Annotated in this window: 14 protein-coding genes; 8 read left to right on the forward strand and 6 right to left on the reverse strand. The window is 74.6% G+C overall.

What is annotated here, in order from left to right; translation table 11 throughout:
* Window positions 1-109 precede the first annotated feature (109 nt).
* Window positions 110-967, forward strand: a complete 858-nt coding sequence (locus tag CLV63_RS14740; protein WP_245928822.1) for a CPBP family intramembrane glutamic endopeptidase — start codon at window positions 110-112, stop codon at window positions 965-967.
* A 4-nt stretch (window positions 968-971) separates the two neighbouring features.
* Here CLV63_RS14740 and CLV63_RS14745 read toward each other — a convergent pair whose 3' ends face one another.
* Complete coding sequence (locus tag CLV63_RS14745) at window positions 972-2,513, reverse strand: MFS transporter (RefSeq protein WP_106583576.1); 1,542 nt, start codon at window positions 2,511-2,513, stop codon at window positions 972-974.
* A 173-nt stretch (window positions 2,514-2,686) separates the two neighbouring features.
* Here CLV63_RS14745 and CLV63_RS14750 point away from each other — a divergent pair, with 173 nt between their 5' ends.
* The gene (locus CLV63_RS14750; protein WP_106583577.1) at window positions 2,687-3,505 is read left to right on the forward strand and encodes an alpha/beta hydrolase; all 819 of its coding nucleotides are present in this window, start codon (window positions 2,687-2,689) and stop codon (window positions 3,503-3,505) included.
* Between the two features lie 34 nt (window positions 3,506-3,539).
* Entirely contained in the window at window positions 3,540-4,796 is a 1,257-nt protein-coding gene (locus tag CLV63_RS14755) for an MFS transporter (protein WP_106583578.1), read from the forward strand.
* Window positions 4,797-4,891: 95 nt separating this feature from the next.
* Here the strand turns inward: CLV63_RS14755 and CLV63_RS14760 are convergent, their stop codons facing one another.
* From CLV63_RS14760 to CLV63_RS14775, 4 genes are all read right to left on the reverse strand, one after another.
* The gene (locus CLV63_RS14760; RefSeq protein WP_106583579.1) at window positions 4,892-5,875 is read right to left on the reverse strand and encodes a coiled-coil domain-containing protein; all 984 of its coding nucleotides are present in this window, start codon (window positions 5,873-5,875) and stop codon (window positions 4,892-4,894) included.
* Window positions 5,876-6,042: 167 nt separating this feature from the next.
* The gene (gene def / locus CLV63_RS14765; protein ID WP_106583580.1) at window positions 6,043-6,597 is read right to left on the reverse strand and encodes a peptide deformylase; all 555 of its coding nucleotides are present in this window, start codon (window positions 6,595-6,597) and stop codon (window positions 6,043-6,045) included.
* Between the two features lie 57 nt (window positions 6,598-6,654).
* Window positions 6,655-7,464 (reverse strand): nucleotidyltransferase domain-containing protein, encoded by an 810-nt coding sequence (locus CLV63_RS14770; RefSeq protein WP_106583581.1) that lies wholly within the window; start codon window positions 7,462-7,464, stop codon window positions 6,655-6,657.
* 246 nt (window positions 7,465-7,710) lie between these two features.
* Entirely contained in the window at window positions 7,711-8,247 is a 537-nt protein-coding gene (locus CLV63_RS14775) for a PadR family transcriptional regulator (RefSeq protein WP_106583582.1), read from the reverse strand.
* A gap of 151 nt (window positions 8,248-8,398) precedes the next feature.
* Here CLV63_RS14775 and CLV63_RS14780 point away from each other — a divergent pair, with 151 nt between their 5' ends.
* The 5 genes from CLV63_RS14780 to CLV63_RS14800 all read left to right on the forward strand — a co-directional run bounded on the left by CLV63_RS14780 (window position 8,399) and on the right by CLV63_RS14800 (window position 14,422).
* Window positions 8,399-9,688 (forward strand): helix-turn-helix domain-containing protein, encoded by a 1,290-nt coding sequence (locus tag CLV63_RS14780; protein ID WP_106583583.1) that lies wholly within the window; start codon window positions 8,399-8,401, stop codon window positions 9,686-9,688.
* 930 nt (window positions 9,689-10,618) lie between these two features.
* On the forward strand, window positions 10,619-11,302 hold the full coding sequence (locus CLV63_RS14785) for a sirohydrochlorin chelatase (protein ID WP_106583584.1): 684 nt from the start codon (window positions 10,619-10,621) through the stop codon (window positions 11,300-11,302).
* Between the two features lie 229 nt (window positions 11,303-11,531).
* Entirely contained in the window at window positions 11,532-11,861 is a 330-nt protein-coding gene (locus tag CLV63_RS14790; protein WP_211301310.1) for a hypothetical protein, read from the forward strand.
* Between the two features lie 317 nt (window positions 11,862-12,178).
* A complete protein-coding gene (locus CLV63_RS14795; RefSeq protein ID WP_106583585.1) occupies window positions 12,179-13,105 on the forward strand; it encodes an aminoglycoside phosphotransferase family protein in 927 nt (308 codons plus the stop codon).
* A gap of 213 nt (window positions 13,106-13,318) precedes the next feature.
* Window positions 13,319-14,422, forward strand: coding sequence for a glycerophosphodiester phosphodiesterase family protein (locus CLV63_RS14800; RefSeq protein WP_211301311.1), 1,104 nt, complete (start codon window positions 13,319-13,321; stop codon window positions 14,420-14,422).
* Between the two features lie 42 nt (window positions 14,423-14,464).
* On the opposite strand, the gene CLV63_RS14805 is transcribed toward CLV63_RS14800, so the two are convergent.
* Window positions 14,465-17,161 carry a PEP/pyruvate-binding domain-containing protein gene (locus tag CLV63_RS14805; RefSeq protein WP_245928824.1) on the reverse strand — a complete coding sequence of 899 codons (2,697 nt, stop codon included), beginning with the start codon at window positions 17,159-17,161 and terminating at the stop codon, window positions 14,465-14,467.
* Between the last annotated feature and the right edge of the window lie 73 nt (window positions 17,162-17,234).

Below are 17,234 nucleotides of genomic sequence, written 5' to 3' on the forward strand. Positions count from 1 at the left end.
TCCGGGGAAGGGCCGCGGCGGTATCGGGACGTTTCGGTCACATCGGGCGGGCGGCGGGGTGTTCGGGGCGCGGATCATCGGGTCGGGCGGATCTCCTAGGCTGTGCCCCGTGCCGTGGTCGGAGAGCGTTCCCCAGTTCAGTTCCGCAGCGATGGCCATCGGGTTCGTCCTGGTCGCATACGCCGCTGTCGGCGAACCGCTGCTCGGGCGGTGGTTCTACGCCCGCTTCCGGCGCCGCCGCGGCGCCGACCCGCGCGCCCTGGTCAGGTTCTACGGCACCGCGGCCGCCGTCCAGTGGGCGTGGGCCGCGGCCGTCGCCGCTGTGCTGGTGCTGTCGCCGGGGCTGGCAGCGTCCGATCTCGGGCTGCGGCTGCCGCACAACTGGGCGCCGATCCTCGGCGCCGCCGCCGGCGCGGGCGCGGTGTTCCTCGTGTTCCACCTCCTCACCCGTGCGTCGCGCGGCCGCCCCGCCGAAGGCCCCGGCCAGGGCGGGCGCCCCGCCCAGGGGCCCGGCGGGCCGCCGGACGACGCGCTCGGCGCCGTAGCGGCCGACCTCGCCCCGCAGACCCGGCGCGAGCGCAGGGCGGCGGCCGTGCACGCGGTCACCGCGGGGATCTGCGAGGAGCTGCTGTACCGCGGGCTGTTCGTCGCGCTCGGCGTGGGACTGGGGCTGCCGGTCTGGGCGGCGGCGGTGCTGTCGTGCGTGCTGTTCGCCGTGGCGCACGTGTACCAGGGCTGGTGGGGCCTTGTGGGGCCCGGCGTGCTCGGTGCCGCCGCCATGGTGCTCTACCTCGTGACGGGCAGCCTGATCGTCGCCATCGTCGCGCATGTCCTGATCAACCTGCGGTCGGTGCTGGCCGGCGGCGGTCGGCGCGGCGCCGGACCCGGGTCGCCCGGCGGCGGCCGCGGGGGGTCGCGCGGCGGCCGCCGCGCGAAGGGCCGCCGCCACCGCCCCGCCGCCGCCTGAACCCTCACCCGCGCTCCCGCGGGCGGACGTGGTGCGGCTCCCAGCGCCGCGCGGTCGCGGCGAGCGCGACGAACGCCACGGCGGAGACCACCAGCAGGCCGAGGAAGACCCGGTGGGTCGCCAGGGTGAGCCCCTCCTGCACGTAGCGCAGCACCTCGGGGTCGTCGGCGCGCGCGAGCACGGCGCCGGCCTCGTCGACGCCCTGCGGGAGCGCGCCGCGGATCCGCTCCGGCGCGCCGGCGAACCAGGTGGACAGCGTGGAGTTGGCGACGGCGCCGAACACCGCCGCGCCGACCGCGGATCCCACACTGCGGCTGAACATCGCCGCGCCGGTGACCACCCCCCGCTCGTCCCAGGGCACCAGCGACTGCACGCCCACGACGGTCGACGTCGACAGCAGCCCGAGCCCGGCGCCCTGCACGAGGCAGCACAGCGCGATATAGCCGAGCGCGGTCCCCTCGTCGACGAAGAGCAGCATCGTCCCCGCGGTCAGCGTGAACAGGACGCCGAGCAGCGCGGTCTGCCGGAACCCGGCGCGCATGTACAGGTGGGCGGAGAGCGACGACGCCGCCGGCCAGCCGATGGATTGGGCCGACACGACGAACCCCGCGACGGCGGCGCCCGCGCCGAGGACGCCCTGGGCGAAGGTCGGCAGCATCGTCACGGGCGCGATGAGCAGCACCCCGACAGCGGCGTTGGCGGTGTTCACGCCGATGAAGACCCGCCGGGTCCACAGCCGGGGCGGCATCATCGGTGCGGCGGCGCGGTTCTCCCACCAGGCGAAGGCCGCGGTGGCGGCGGCCCCGGCCGCCAGGACCGCTGTGCTGGGGACCGAGCCCCACGCCCAGCGGGTGCCCGATTCGAGCAGGCCCAGCATGATCAGGGTCGCGCCGGTCAGCAGCAGGACCGCCCCGCCGACGTCCAACCGCGCGCGGTTTGGCCGCTCGCCGACGACCTCGGTGAAGTTGCGGTGGACGAGCCACAGTGCGACGAGGCCGACCGGGATGTTGACGAGGAAGATCCAGCGCCAGGACACCAGGTCGGAGAACAGCCCGCCGACGGCGGGGCCCAGGACGGCCGAGATCCCCCACACGCTCGACAGTGCGGCGTTCGCCCTGCCGCGCTCGGCGACGGGGTACAGGTCGCCGGCGATGGTCATGCTGATCGAGCCGATGGCGCCCGCGCCGACCCCCTGGAGGACGCGGCCGGCGATGAGCGCCTCCATGCTCCACGCGGCCCCCGCCAGCACCGAGGCGGCCAGGAAGACGGCGGTGCCGACGAGCAGGAGGGGTTTGCGCCCGTAGGTGTCGGCCAGCCGCGCGTAGAACGGGATGGACACGGCCTGGGTGAGCAGGAACCCGGAGAACATCCACGGGTAGAGGGTGTAGGAGCCCAGGTCGCCGACGATGGAGGGGACGGCGGTCGCGACGATGGTGGAGTCGATCGCCGCGAGCGCGACAGCGGTCATCAGGCCGATGAGGACGGCGGTGCGGGGGTCGCGTGCGCGCACGCCCGGTGCCGGCGGGTCGGAAGGGGTCGGGGCCATGCCATGGGCAACACCGCGCGCCGCCGCGGCGTTCCCGCGCGGCTCCGCCGCCGCGCCGGGCCGGGCGGGGCGGGGTGCGGGAGGGGGCAGCGCGGGGCGGTGCGGGGGTGGTGCCACCACGACCGTGCGCAGACCCGTATGCACCCGTGTGTGCGGCGTCGGCATCGGGCACCATGAGTACCGTGTCCGATGTCTTGCAGAACGACGCCTTTGAGGCGCACCCCGAACGCCGCCTGCTGACGACCTCGGACGGGGTGCGCATCGACTCCGTCCTCCGGCGCGGCGCCCGCACCCGAACCACGGCCGTCGTCCTGGCGAACGGCTTCACGGGGACGTGGCGCAGCGCCGACACCAAGATGATCGCCGGCCGCATGCTGGCCGTCGGCGACGCCATGACCTTCGACTTCCGCGGCCACCACGACTCCACCGGCGAGTGCACGGTCGGCGACCGCGAGGTCCACGACCTGGAGGCCGTCGTCGCGCATCTCCGCACGCTCGGCTACACCGACATCGCGACCGTCGGCTTCTCCATGGGCGCGGCCGTGGTCATCCGGCACGCCGCCATGTTCGGCGGGGTGCGCGCGGTCGCGTCCGTCAGCGGGCCGTCCCGCTGGTACTACCGCGGCACGTCGCGGATGCGGCTGCTGCACTTCGGCCTGGAGACCCAGGTCGGCCGGTTCTTCCTGCGGCACGCCCGGCGGGTGCGGGTGGTCGACCGGCACTGGGACCCGGTGCCGCCCGACCCCACCGAGTCCGCGGTCGGCGTCGCGCCCGCCGCGCTGCTGGTGATGCACGGCGCGGCCGACACCTACTTCCCGGTGGAGCACGCGCGCCGCATGTACGAGGCGGCGGCCGAGCCGAAGGACCTGTGGGTGGAGCAGGGCATGGGCCACGCCGAACACGCCATGACCCCGGAGCGCGCCGACCGCCTCGCGGCCTGGATCGGCCGCCGTTTCGCGGCGGCCCGCGAGGGAGGCGCCGACCAGGGGTGATGCCGCCGCCGCGAAAGTGTGGCAGAACTGTGTGATGCCGGAAAGCTCCGAACATCGGACCTCTGCCGCGGCGCCCCGGACCTCGGGGCTCCGCGGCCGCGCGTTCACGCTGCTCATCCTGGCGACGGTCGGCAGCTTCGCCGGGTACGTGCTGCTGCTGCCGATCGTCCCGCTGTGGGCGACCCGGGGCGGGGCCGGTGAGCTCGGCGCCGGGGCGACCACGTCGGTGTTCATGCTCACCACGGTCCTCACCCAGTTGGCGATGCCGTGGCTGCTGGAGCACGGCGGGTACCGGTGGACCTTTGCCGCCGGTGCGCTGCTGCTCGCCGTTCCCACCCCGCTGTTCCTGCTCACCGCCGACCTCGGTCCGCTGCTCGCCGTCTCGGCGGTGCGCGGGGTCGGGTTCGGCATGTTCAGTGTCGTGGGGGCCGCGCTCGCCGCCCGGCTGGTGCCCACAGCGGAGATCGGCAGGGCCGCGGGGTACTACGGCCTCGCCGTGGGCCTGCCCAACCAGCTGTTCCTGTTCAGCGGGGTCTGGCTGGCGCTGAACGCGGGGTTCGGGCCGGTGTTCTGGATCGCCACGGTGGCGCCGGTCCTCGGTGCGGCGGCCGCCGTGGGGGTGTGGCTCACGGGCGGTTCGGGGGTCGGCGCGGCCGAGCGCGGCGACCCGGCCACCGGCGGCGGGGCGCACCCCACGGGCCCGCGGCTGTGGCTGGCGCTGGCGGCGCCGCTGGTCGTCATGCTCGCGCTGGCAGCGGCGTCGAGCGGGATCGTCACCTTCCTCGCCATCCCGTTGGAGCGCGCCGCGTGGCTGGCGTCGGCCGCGCTGCTCGGCTACGGCACGGCCGCGGTGCTGTTCCGCTGGCTCGCCGGGGCGCTGAACGACCGTGCGGGGCGCCCGGTGCTGCTCGTCCCAGCCGCGGTGGCGGCGGCGGTGGGCATGGCGCTGTCGGCGTGGGCGATCTGGCCCGCGGGCGCGGCGTGGGAGGGGCCGGGTGCCGCCGCGGGGTTCGCCGTGGTCGCCGGGGCCACCCTGTTCGGGGCGGGGTTCGGCGCGGCCCAGAACGACACGCTGGTGGTCATGTTCCGACGTTCGGGCCCCGGCGGCTACGGCACGGCGAGCGCGGCGTGGAACATCGGCTACGACGGCGGGACGGGGGCAGGGGCGCTCGCGCTCGGCCTGCTCGCGCAGTCCTTCGGCTACGGCCCGGCGTTCCTGAGCAGCGGGCTGGTGGTCGTCGCGTGCCTGCCGACGGCCCTGCTGCTGGCCCGCCGCCCGGTGCGGCACTGAGGCGGGGCGAGGGGCCGGGTGCCGCCGCGCGGCGGCACCCGGCCCCTCGCCCCGGACACCCGGGTGACCGGTGGCCGGTGGTCAGTGGCCTGCGGTCAGTACGACGACACGTGGACGTGGTCGAAGTGGTTCTGGGTGATGCTGCCGCGGTCCTCCATGGGCTTCCACCCGGCGCCGGGGTTGGCGGAGTGCCAGATCTTCTGCTCCCAGATGACGTACATGACGCCCAGGCGGTCGGCGTTGTTCTTGGCGTACTCGGCCATCTGCTGCCCGAGCTGCCGGTTGGTCGATGACGGCGACGCGCCGCCCGCGCTCATCATGAAGTCGCACGCCCGGCCGGACCCGTGCTCGCCGGGGTCGCCGGGGCGCAGGCAGCCCACCGGGAACGGCGCGCCGAACTTGCCGACCATGTCGTCGCGGATGGCGGCCATGCGCGGGGTGGCGCCGTCCCAGCCGGGGCCCTTCGCCTTGGCGGGGATGCCGCCGTCGCCGCCGCCGCCGGGGATCTGCTGCCGCTTGTACTTGGCGATCTTCTTCTTGACCTCGTCGCGCTGGTCCTCGAGGTCGCCGATGAGCTCCTTGGCGTCGTCGAGCTGGTCCTCGGCCTTGTCGTTGGCCTTCTTGTGCTTGGACAGCGCGGAGCCGAGCTTGTTGACGCGGTCGCCGTTGTTGCGCGAGATGTGCTGGGCGAGCGTGGCGTCGTTGAGCATCTGGTCGGGTTCGCTGCTCATGACGACCTCGACCGTGGGGTCGAGACCGCTGCTCTTGTACTGGGCCGAGGCGAGCTCGCGGACGTTGGACCGCGCCTGCTTCAGCTCGTTCGCGGTCTTCTTGACGGTCTTCTGGGACTTCTGCGCGCGCTTCTTCGCCTCGGTGTACTGGAGGAGTTCGCCGTCGTAGTCCTTTTCGAGGGACTTGGCGCGCTTGTTGAGGTCCTGGAGCTTGTCCTCGACGCTTTCGGGCTCGGCGATCGCGGCCGGCGGGACGGCGAGGAGCATGGCGGCGGCGAGGAGCGCCGTGACCGCTGCGCCGCGCCTGCGCGCGGTCGCACTCGATGTGGAGGGGTGGCGTTGAGTCACTGTTGGTCGCTTCCGTGGAGGTAACCCGGCCTGCCCCGCCGTCCCGGGGGAGTGGGGGAGGGGGCGGGCGGGCCGCATGAGGCTCGTGCAGACCCTACGTGATGCGGCTGTTATGTGCCTACTCAACTCATCGCGTCACGGGCATCACAGGGCAAATGCCTCGGCGGTCAGCCTAGGCCACCGAAGGCACTGGGCAGTGACCCCGTCCCCGCGGAGGCCGGCGGGGACGGCAGGAACCAGGCGGAGCGGCGGACGTCGCGCATCGCCGCGCGCCGGGTGTCGCGGTCGAGCCGGTCGAGGTAGACGATGCCGTCGAGGTGATCGGTCTCATGCTGGAGGCAGCGCGCCATGAGTCCGCTCCCGCTCAGCACCACCGGATCGTTGCGGAGGTCGACGCCGGTGACGACGGCGTGCTGGGCGCGGCGGGTGGCGTACCAGAGGCCCGGCACCGAAAGGCAGCCCTCCTCGCCGTCCTGGACCTCCTCGGACAGCTCGGTGAGCTCGGGGTTGAGGACGTAGCCGATCTCGCCGTCGACGTTGTAGCTGAACGCCCGCAGCCCGACGCCGATCTGGGTGGCGGCGACCCCGGCCCGGCCGGGTTCGTCCACGGTGTCGAGGAGGTCGCGCACCAGCGACTCGGTGTGGTGGTCGAACGTGGTGACGGGCGTGGTGGGGGTGACGAGTACGGGGTCGCCGAAATGGACGATGGGGCGCAGGGTCATGGCTGCCAGGTTAGCCGCGCCGCGGCGGCGGCCGGTCGTCCGCCCCAGGTGGGGCGGTCAGGCCACGCGGGGGTTGAGGGCGTCGTCGAGCACCATCTCGATGTAGTCGAGCGCCGCGCGGCGGCGGGCCGGCGCGGAGCGGTACAGCGACGGCAGGGGCGAGCCGCGGCGGACGCGCAGGCATTCGTTGACGATGCGCTCCCAGCGGTCGGGGAAGGCGTGCAGCGCGTAGGCGCCGGCCCCCGACTTGGACGTGATCTCGCCCGTGCGCAGGGTGAAGTGCAGCCGGCTCACGCTGAGGACGCCCCACGACGGCGCGAGGGAGCCGAGCGAGGCGAGGCCGCGCGGGGTGACCAGCCGGCCGGCCCTGGTGCGCCAGCGCCGCCACTGCTCGTCGAGGTTGCCGAAGGACCAGGCGCGCAGGTACTCGGGTTCGTCCCACACGTCGAGCTCGACGGGCTGCGGGCCGCGGATGACGACGCCGCGCTCGGCGAGGACGTGCCACGTGACGGGGTTGACGTCGGCGGCGGAGCGGGCGCGGAACCGGCCGCCGAGGACGGCCGCGACGGGCCCGCAGTCGCGGGGGTCGGCGATGAGGTCGTCCCAGGTGAGGTGGACCCCGTTGAACTGGGGGCGGCGGAAGCGCGACCGCATGCGCGCGTGCACCCGGCGCAGCGCGGTGTGCTCGGTGTCGGTGGGGCGGCGGGCGGTGACCACGACGAAGTCGACGTCGCTGGCGTGCGGCCGGAAGTCGCCCAGCGCCACCGAGCCCGTGAGGTACAGCCCTTCGACCAGCCCCGGCGCTTCGCGGTCCACGTCGTACAGGAAGGCATCGGCGACGGTGCGCACCTGCGGATGGACAGCCATGCGGGGTCTCCACTCGTGTTCGGTCGGCGCGGCGCCGGGGTGCTGCGGCCGTGGCTTTGACCTGGCGCGCGGTGCTTCCTTACGGCCAAGTCTGAGAGCCGTTCGCCGGCTTTGCAAGTGATGGTTCCGCACGTTCGCGTCATCGTCGCACGTCAGGGTGGTGCGTCCACGGCGGATGGGGGTCTGGGTACTCTTGACAAATGCCGATTCGATGTGATTCAGGCCGTCCGGGCGACGTGTTCGGCGTCAGCCGCCGCGCTCCGCGAGGAGCGCGGCGAGGAAGCGCATGGTCGCGTCGGCCGACTCCGCGCGCCACACGGCGAGGACGCGGTCGAACCGGTCCTCGGGCGCCGCCGCGCGCTCGGTGATCGCCGCGGCGAGCGGCGCGAACGCGGCCTGCTGGGCGCGGAGCAGGGGGCGGGGGTCCTCACCGGAGCGGTGCAGCAGCGCGAGCTTGAGCAGCAGCTCCCCGCGCACGTCGCGGATGTGCTCCACGGGGTTGACCAGCCACCGCCACAGCCGCCCGCGCCCTTCGGGGGTGATGGCGTAGACGGTGCGCTGCGGGCCGATGGCGCTGTCCTCCGCCTGGGCGACGGCCGCCAGGCCCCGTTCGGTCACCACGCCGAGCGCCCGGTACACGAGCGCGGGGCGCAGCGACCACACGCGGCCCACATCGCCGTCGGGGCTGAGGAGTTTGGCGATGGCGAATCCGTGGCGGGGACTTTCGTCGAGCAGCCCGAGCACCGTCAATTGGGCGGTGGAGAGCTCTGATTTCCTCGTCATTCGGCGTTAACCCCGCATGGCGCGTCGGTGTGGAGTTGAATCGGACCGGTGGGCCGGCCCACCGGGGCGCGTTCGCGCGTGGACTCCCCGTATTGACCGGTCATGACCGCCGGATGAAGATGAGATTACTCGTCGCCCCCAGGGGGTCACCATGATGGACACCCGCCTCGACACCGCCGTCCCCGCGGGTGCGGACCCCGCGCAGTACGCGCGGCTGCTGCACCGCGTCCACGAGGCGGCGGTCACCGGTGCGGCGCCGCCGGCGCGGCCCCGCACCGTCATCGGCGACTCCTGGCTGCGCATGCGCGCACGCCGGATCGACCCCGACGGCAGGACCCCCGGCCCGGTGCTGTCGAGCGCCGACCTCGCGCGGTGCCGCGAGGACTCCCCGCTCGCCGGGGTGCTCCCGATGCTGCGCCACGCGCTCACCGCGGTCGCGGAGGACGCCGGGCACATGATGGTGATCGCGGACGACCGCGCCCGCATCCTGTGGCGCGACGGCCCAGGGCACGTGCGCAGGCTCGGCGACCGGCTCGGCTTCGTCGAGGGGTCGTCGTGGGACGAGAACGACGTCGGCACCAACGCCATCGGCACGGCCCTGGTGGTGCGGCGGCCCACCCAGGTGTACTCCGCGGAGCACTACGTGCGCGGGCACCACTCCTGGACGTGCGCGTGCGCCCCGGTGCACGACCCGCGCGACGGAACGCTGCTGGGCGCCGTCGACGTCAGCGGGCCCCTGTCGTCCAACCACCCCAGCACGCTCGCCCTGGTCGGCGCGGTCGCGACCCTCGCCGAGTCGCACCTGCGCGGGCTGCACCACGCCCATCTCGAGGAGCTGCGCGTCGTCGCCGCGCCGATGCTGGCGGGAATGCGCGAGCAGGCGCTGGTGGTCGACTCCGCGGGGTGGACCGCCGCCGCGGTGCGCATGGCGCCGGTGCGGCGACTGCTGCTGCCCGAGCAGCTGGACGCCGGGGTGGCGTGGCTGCCGTCGCTGGGGGAGTGCCGGTTCGAGCCGCTGCCGGGCGGCTGGCTGGTGCGTCCGCTGTCCGTCGAGACCGCGGGGGCCGCGGTGGCGACCCTGGACGTCGCCCGCCCCGCCGCGCTGTCGCTGCGGGTCGTCGGGCCCAGCGGGGAGTGGAGCCACCGGCTCAGTCCGCGCCACGCCGAGCTGCTGTACGTGTTGGCGGCGCACCGCGAGGGGCGCAGCGCCGCCCAGCTGTCGCAGGACCTGTTCGGCGGGGCGGCGCGCACGGTCACCGTGCGCGCGGAGATGTCGCGGCTGCGGCGGCACCTGGGCGGTGTCATCGCGAGCCGCCCGTACCGGTTCGCCGACGGGGTGGAGGTGCGCGTCGTCGGCCCCCCGGTGCCCGGCGACCTGCTGCCGCACTCCGGCTCCCCCGAGATCCGCAGGCTCCGCTGCGCCGGGCTGCCGGCGGGCTGACCTGCGGGCCGACCCGCGCGCGTGGCGGCGGCGCGGGGGTGCCGCGGCGGGTGCAACCCCCTGCAACCTTTGCGGCGCGGGCGCCCGGTGCGGTGGACTACGGGTGCCGGAGGTTCTCCGGCTGATCGACGGCACCCTTGTGCCGGAGCGTCGAGGGGATTCTCCGGTGCAACGTGGTGGAGGTGGGTGCCGCGGTACCTGACGGGGCGGCCGGGCGACCGGCCGCCCCGATCCGGGGGCGGCTCCGGCCCTCCCCGGCGGCTCGCGGGGTGCGGCGCGGTACGCGCCCGCTGCGACGGCAGGCTCTCGGTGTTCCGCACTGCGGAATCACCCGATGGAGCCGCTGGTCAGTGCATTGCCCCGGTGCGGCGACGCAGTTTTGAATTTGCATATGCATATGTGTTCCGCGGGATTCGTATTGTGCTCACTGGGAAAGCGGTTAACCCGATTTCCGGTTGGGTAGTCCTCAAATCCGTGGCCATGGTCCGCAAATCACGCATTTCGTCCGATGCGACATCCCTGGAGAACTCGCCGGAACCCGGCGCCCCGGCCGTCCGGGGCCCGCGGTGCGAGCGGGTTCCGGGATCCCCCGCGGAAGGTGGGTGACCGCCGTTACAGCCGACGTCCGTAGAATTCGCGGCGGATTTCGATTAGTCTCGGGGAGATACGCGCCCCTAGTCGACATTCCGCGCCCGAGTGCAGCGGAGGTGCTCCCCGGCGCGTGTGCGCATCCCGCGAACGATCCTTTCCCATTCCGCGGGTCCGTTTTCGCAGCCGACAATCTTTGCCGCCGGCATGGGCGGCCTTGCCTTGTGCTTGCGTGTTGTTCTCACACGCGTAACACATGGACATTCGTGTGAAACCAGTGGCCGATACGTTCGCAGGCAACGGGTGTGATTCCCGGAGATCTTTTTTCGAGGAGACAGTGACATGGTTCCGACAATGGTGCTCGCGGCCGACGGAACACGCGATGCCAATCGTTGGGAGGCGCTGGAAGGGCTCGCCGCCGCCGTCGCCGACCGCGGTGAGGCCCCGGTCGTCGCGGCGTTCGGCCCCCGATCCGGATTCAACGCCGCCGTCGGCGCCGTCGAGGGCCCGCTCGTGGTGGTCCCCGCGTTCGTCGCGGGGGGCGACCTCGCCAGCGCCGAGATGCTCGCGGGGCTCGACCTCGGCGGCCGGTTCGACGCCTACGCCACCGCGCCGCTCGGCGCCGTGCCGTCCATCGCCGCCGACCTCGCGCGGCGGCTCGCCGCGGCGGGGCGCCGCCCCGGCGACGGGATCGTGCTCGCCGCCGACGGCGTCCACGACGACGAGGAGCGCCGCCAGGTGACCATGGTCGCCCGGATGCTCAGCCGCCGCGCGCAGTCGCCCGTGCAGATCGGCTTCCTCAGCGCCAACGCGCCCTCGGTCGCCGACGCGGTGCAGCGGCTGCACCGCCACGGGCGCAGGAACGTCTCCGTCGTCGCCTGGCAGCTCCTCGACGGCGCCGCGCACGAGCGCCTCCAGGAGGAGGTCGAGGCGCAGCACGTCACGGCTCCGCTGTGGCCCTCGGAGCCGATCGTCGACACCCTCCTGGCGCAGCACCGCGCGGCGAAGGCGCGCCTGGCGGCATGACCGCGCGGGCGCTGGGCGCGAAACCCGCTATGGCACCGGTGTTTCCGCTGCGAAGGACGCCTCCTGCGGCTACCCTGGCTGCGGGGGGAGATCCGCCCTCCGTGGCGAACATGTCCAGGCAACACCTCTTGCAAGGGCGCGGACCCCGGCACCACGGCCGGGGTCCGCACCTGTGTCCGCCCGCCCCGCGGGCCTGCGCCGGGCCGTTCGCGCACCGTAGTGTGACGGGATGAGTATCGTCTCCCCACTTGTGCTGCTCGTCGGGCTCCTGGTCGTCGTCGGCGCCGTTGTGGCCGTCATCCTCATCGTCAGGTCCAACCGGAGCGGCCAGGCCCCGCCGCCGCAGTACGGACCCGGGCCGCATGGCCCGCCGCAGGGCCCCTACGGCCCGCCGCAGCCCGGCGGCCCCCAGTACCCCGGCGGCCCCCAGCAGGGCCCGCCGCAGCACGGCTGGAACCCGCCCGGCGCGCAACCGCCCCCGCCGCCCCCGCAGGGGCCGCCGCCCGGGCCCCCGCCGGGGCAGGGGCCGGGCGGGTACCCCCCGCACGGCCAGGGCTGACCGGTCCCGGCCACGCCGTCCGGCCGTCCCCGGCGGCCCTCTCGGCAAGTCGGCGCCTTCCGCGGGATGGAAACCGGTGCCGCCGGGGTAGTGAACACAACGGCGGAGGTTGTCCAGTGGCGCCGCGGCCGAGCCCCCGAGCATGTGCGGCCGGCGGTGCCCGGCGGCGTTCCCGCCCGCACCCCGGTGCTGACTCCGGCGGCCGACCCGGTCGGCGGAGAGCGACTGCTGAGAAGGGCGGGGACGTAACCCGTGGAAGCAACGGCGAAACCGGGACCCCGGTTCCCCCAGCGCGCGCTGTTCGCGAGGTGGTCGGCATGACCGGCTCCACAGCGGCGCTCGTCGACGAGAAGCAGCGGACCCGGCTGGTCAGCCGGTTCGGAAAGGGCGCGCGCACCTGGTTGGCGGGGCTGCCCGCGCAGGTCGACGCGCTCGCGGCGGAATGGAAGCTGACCGTCGACGGCCCCGCGCCCCATGGCCGAACGTCGGTGGTGCTGCGCTGCCGCCGCGCCGACGACGCCGCAGCGGTGTTGAAGGTCTCGCCCGACCGCGCGATGGCGCGCTCCGAGGCGCGCATCCTGCGCCTGTGGGCCGGCACCGGCCGGGTGCCGCAGGTGTGGGAGGTTGACGAGGCGCGCGGCGCCATCCTGCTGGAGTCCGTCGGCGAGGGGCGGACCGTCGCCCTCGACGCGCGGGTGCCCGCCATGAACGAGATCGGGCGGCTCATCGCCGACCTGCACGCCGCCGAGATCCCCGCGTCCGAGCGCGCCGAGCTCCACCCGCTGCACGAGCGCGTCAGCTTCCTGTACGACATGTGGGAGCACCTGCGCGCCGGCGGGCCGGCCGCCGAGCAGGTCCCCGCCTCGCTGCTGCACCACGGCCACGCGCGGGCCCGCGCGCTGGCCGCCGACAACGGCGAAGGGCGGGTGCCGCTGCACGGCGACCTGCACCCCGGCAACGTCCTGCGCGGCGGCCCGCAGCGCGGGCTCGTCGCCGTCGACCCGCGCGCATGTATCGGCGACCCCGCCTGGGACGCCGCCGAATGGCCGCTGTGGCGGGCCGAGTCGGTGGCGGAGGTCGAGCACCGCGCCGCCGAGCTCGCCGACGTCGTCGGCCTGCCGTCCGAACGCGTGGTGGCGTGGGCCGAGGCGTCCGCGCCCATTCTGGCCACCGGGCTCGCCAACCGCGGCGAGACCGCGTCGACCCCGCGTTTCCGCACCCTGATGGAGCTCGCCGGGCGCTGAACCCGGCCGCGGCTGCGCGCGTCCCCGGCGGTCCGCCGCCGGGGACGCTTACATTTCCGCCTCCCGTGCGGCTATGTTCACCACGGCGGCCACTTCCGGACGCCCGGCGGCGGCAGCGTGGCGCGCGTTCGTCGGACGGCAGATGCCGGCCGGCAGATGTCCGACGGCGGACGTCCGACGGCATTCGTGAGACGGCAGACGTGAGGAGAGCGCATGGGCGGCGATCGACCCCTGGTCCGGGTGCGGTGGAGTGCGGCGGTCGCGGCATTGTGCGGGCTGTCCATCGCAGCGGGCGGGGCCCCCGCCGTCGCCGAGGACCGCGCGCCGGCCGCCGGCGCCGAGGCGGACGCGCCGTGGGTCATCGCGCACCGGGGGGCGTCGGCCTACCGCCCCGAGCACACGCTGGAGGCGTATCGGGTGGCGGCCCGCATGGGCGCCGACATCATCGAGCCCGACCTGGTCCCCACCAAGGACGGCCACCTCGTGGTGCGGCACGAGAACGAGCTGGGCGGCACCACCGACGTCGGCGACCGGCCGGAGTTCGCCGACCGGCACACCACGAAGACCATCGACGGCAGGCCGGTCACCGGCTGGTTCTCCGAGGACTTCACGCTCGCCGAGCTGCGGACGCTCCGCGCGGTCGAGCGTATCCCCGACATCAGGCCGCGCAGCGCCCGGTTCGACGGCCGGTTCCAGGTGCCGACCTTCGAGGAGGTCCTCGACCTGCGCGAGACCCTGGAGCAGCGGCACGGGCGCCCGATCCGGGTGATCCCCGAACTGAAGCACGGCGCCTACTTCGACTCGATCGGCCTGGACCTGGAGGCCGCCACCGCGAAGGCGCTGCGCGCGCGGGACCTCGACGGCGCCGACTCGCCGGTCGTCCTGCAATCCTTCGAACCGCCCAGCGTCGCCGAGCTCGACGGCCTGGTCGACACCCCGATCGTGCAGCTCATCAACGCCGCACAGGCCGAGCTGGCCACCCCCGAGGGCCTCGACCGCGTCGCGGAGCACGCCGACCTCATCGGCCCGGAGCTGAAGCTCGTGCTGCCCATCGGCGCGGACGGCCGCGCGGGCGAGCCCACCTCGCTGGTCGAGGACGCCCACGAGCGCGGCCTGCTGGTGACCCCGTACACGCTGCGCAGCGAGAACGCCCACCTGCCCGACGGCTACGACCGCGGCGACACCCCCTCGCGCTACGGCGACCACCGGGCGTACTACATCGCCATGCTGGAAACGGGTGTCGACGGGGTGTTCAGCGACAGCCCCGACCACCTCTTCCAGGCCCGGAAGGAGTTCCTCCGCAAGCGCGACGCCTGACCGCCGGACCGGTGCGGGGTGCCGCGCACGCCCGCACCGGGCTCAGCCCTCGTCCCCCAGGAGTTCCACGGTGCCCTTGAGGCCGTCGACGCGGATGCGGTCGCCCGTGGCGATCAGCATGGTCGCGTTGGAGCAGCCCACCACAGCGGGGATGCCCAGTTCCCTGGCGACGATCGCGGCGTGCGACAGCGGGGCGCCGATGTCGGTGACCACGGCGGCCGCGCGCGGGAACAGCGGAGTCCAGCCGATGTTGGTCACGGTGGTCACCAGGATCTCCCCGCTGCGCAGCGCGTCGCCGTCCTCGACCCCGGCCAGGACGCGGGCCGTGCCCTCCACAACCCCGGCGGCGCCGGGGAATCCGGTCACGGTGCCGCCGCCGGCGGCGACCCGGCCGTGCTCGTCGTAGACGTCGGTGCGGCGGTGCGGGTCGGCGGCCCAGGCGTCGGGGTCGAAGCGGCCCCGGATCAGTGAGGGGTAGGGCGGCAGCGAGGCGTAGTGCGCGTGGGTCGCCCGCCGCGCGGGGACGCGGTCGAGGGGCGCGGGGTCGCCGCGCAGCACCGCCAGGATCTCGTCCATGTCGAGGAAGAACAGGTCGTCGCCTGCGCCGGTGACCGCACCGGCCCGCTGCACGAACGCGCGCAGCACCCAGAACACCCGCATGACCTCCGAGCGGCTGTCCTCGCGGGCGCGTGCGGCGCGGGACCAGCGCTCGACCTGCCGCGCGACCCCGCGGACCCGGCCCGGGTGGTTCGCCCGCAGGCGCGCCCACGCTGCGGCGCGCTCTTCGGCCTGCCGGGCGAGCAGGCCGTCGGCGCCGTCCAGCGCGGCGGGCGCGGCGGCGAGCTGCCGGTCGATCCAGTCGGGGTCCTCGCCGGGGCGCGGGAGGGAGACCTCGAACTCGTGCGCGCCGCGGTGCCCGTAGGTGCGGGCGAAGTCGGCCCGGTCGATCTCGCCGTCGGCGAGTTTCGCGAGCCCGGTGATGGGGCCGAGGCTCGCGAGCCGGTCGGTCCCGCCCTGGAGGCCGGTGAGCAGCGCGTCGGCGTCGTTGTCGCCGAGGAGGCGGCGCAGCGTCAGGCGGACGCGCACGAGGGAGGAGTTGTCGGATCGGCCGGCGGCCTCCAGCATGCGGGTCGCCTGGTCGAAGAACGGCAGGACGGTGGTGTCCCACAGCGCGGGCAGGTCGGCGCGCTCGGTGCGGGCGATCCGCGACCGCAGGTCCTCGCAGCGCTGCGGGGAGGTCGTCAGGAACGCCGGGAGCAGGCGCATGTTGCGGGCGACGCGGAGGCGCAGCGAGACCGCCGCGGGGACGACCGCGCCGAGTACGCCCAGCCGCGAGACGGGCAGGGGCGGCGGGTCGAGCCCTTCGGGGAGCCGGCCGAAGACCTGCGTGAGGGCGTCGGAGCCGAGGCGGACCATGGGTCCGCCCATGGCGTTGAGCAGCCCCCAGACGACGCTGAGGTTGAGGTAGAACCGGCCGCCGACGCGCCCCGACAGGGCGTATCCGGCGACGTCGGACATCGGCATGCCGTGGGCCATGAAGCGCCGGATCAGCCACCACGAGCACGGCGTCATCACGTCGGGCACGGCCTCGCCGAGGTTGCCGTTGGTCCACAGGAAGTCGCCGGTGAGGGTGTCGTTCCAGGCCTCGATGCCTTCGGGCGCCATGGGGGTCGCGGGGGTCGCGGGCGCCGCCTCGGGCCCGGGGTCGGGCAGGCCGGTGATGGGGCGGGCCTGGACGATCGAGAACGCGGCGCCCGCGCGGGCCCATTCGACGTCCATGGGGGTGCCGTAGAGGTCGTCGACGCGGGCGCCGATGCGGGCGAGTTCGAGTGCGGCGGCGTCGTCGAGCACCGCGGCGGTGCGCCGATCGGCGGGGACGGGGACCTCGGCCGTGCCGCCGCCGGTGCGCACCGTCATGACGTCCTTCGCCGCGGTGCCGCGCGCCACGACGCGCCCCGCAGCGGTGTCGACGGTGACGGTGTCGGGCGTGACCGCGCCGCCGACGACGGATTCGCCGAGGCCCCAGCCCGCGTTGAGGACGGTGCGGCCGCGCGCCCCGCTCACCGGGTCGGCGGTGAACATGACCCCGGCGGCGTCGGCGGGGACCAGCGCCTGCACGACGACGGCGAGGGCGACGTCCTCGGGCGCGATGCCGTGCCGGGCCCGGTAGGCCATGGCGCGCCCGTTCCACAGTGAGGCCCAGCAGCGCCGGACCGCGTCGAGGACGGCGTCGGCGCCGCTGACGCCGAGGAAGCTGTCCTGCTGCCCGGCGAAGGACATGCCGGGCAGGTCCTCCGCTGTCGCGGAGGAGCGCACGGCGACCGCGCCGCCGAGCCGGCCGTAGGCGGCGCGGACCTGGGCCGCGACGGGTCCGGGCACGTGGTGGGCGGCGAACAGTTCGCCGATGCGCCGCGCCGCCTTGTCGGCCGCCGCGGGGTCGCCGAGGTCGGTGTCGCGGACCACGCCCAGGACGGCCTCGTTCAGCCCGCCGGTGGCGGTGAAGGCGCGGTAGGCGTGCGTGGTGACGTGGAAGCCAGGGGGGACGGGGATCCCGGCGCGGGCCAGGCGGGCGAGCGAGGCGCCTTTGCCGCCCGCTGCGGCGAGGTCGGCCTCGGGCGCGTCCAGGGGGAGCACGGGGGTGCCGGTGTCGGTCACGGCGTCCTTCTCTCGATCAGGCTCGCGGTCGGGCTCGCGGTCGGGCCCTCGGTCGGGCTCGCGGAAGCTCCTATAGATCGTCAAGCGGTCTGTAGAAGCGGTTTGGCGGTGTGGATCACATGGGGTAGATGGCGGTAGATCTCGCGGGCGACGAACC

The sequence above is a fragment of the Murinocardiopsis flavida genome (assembly GCF_003014485.1).
GTDB classification, from domain to species: domain Bacteria; phylum Actinomycetota; class Actinomycetes; order Streptosporangiales; family Streptosporangiaceae; genus Murinocardiopsis; species Murinocardiopsis flavida.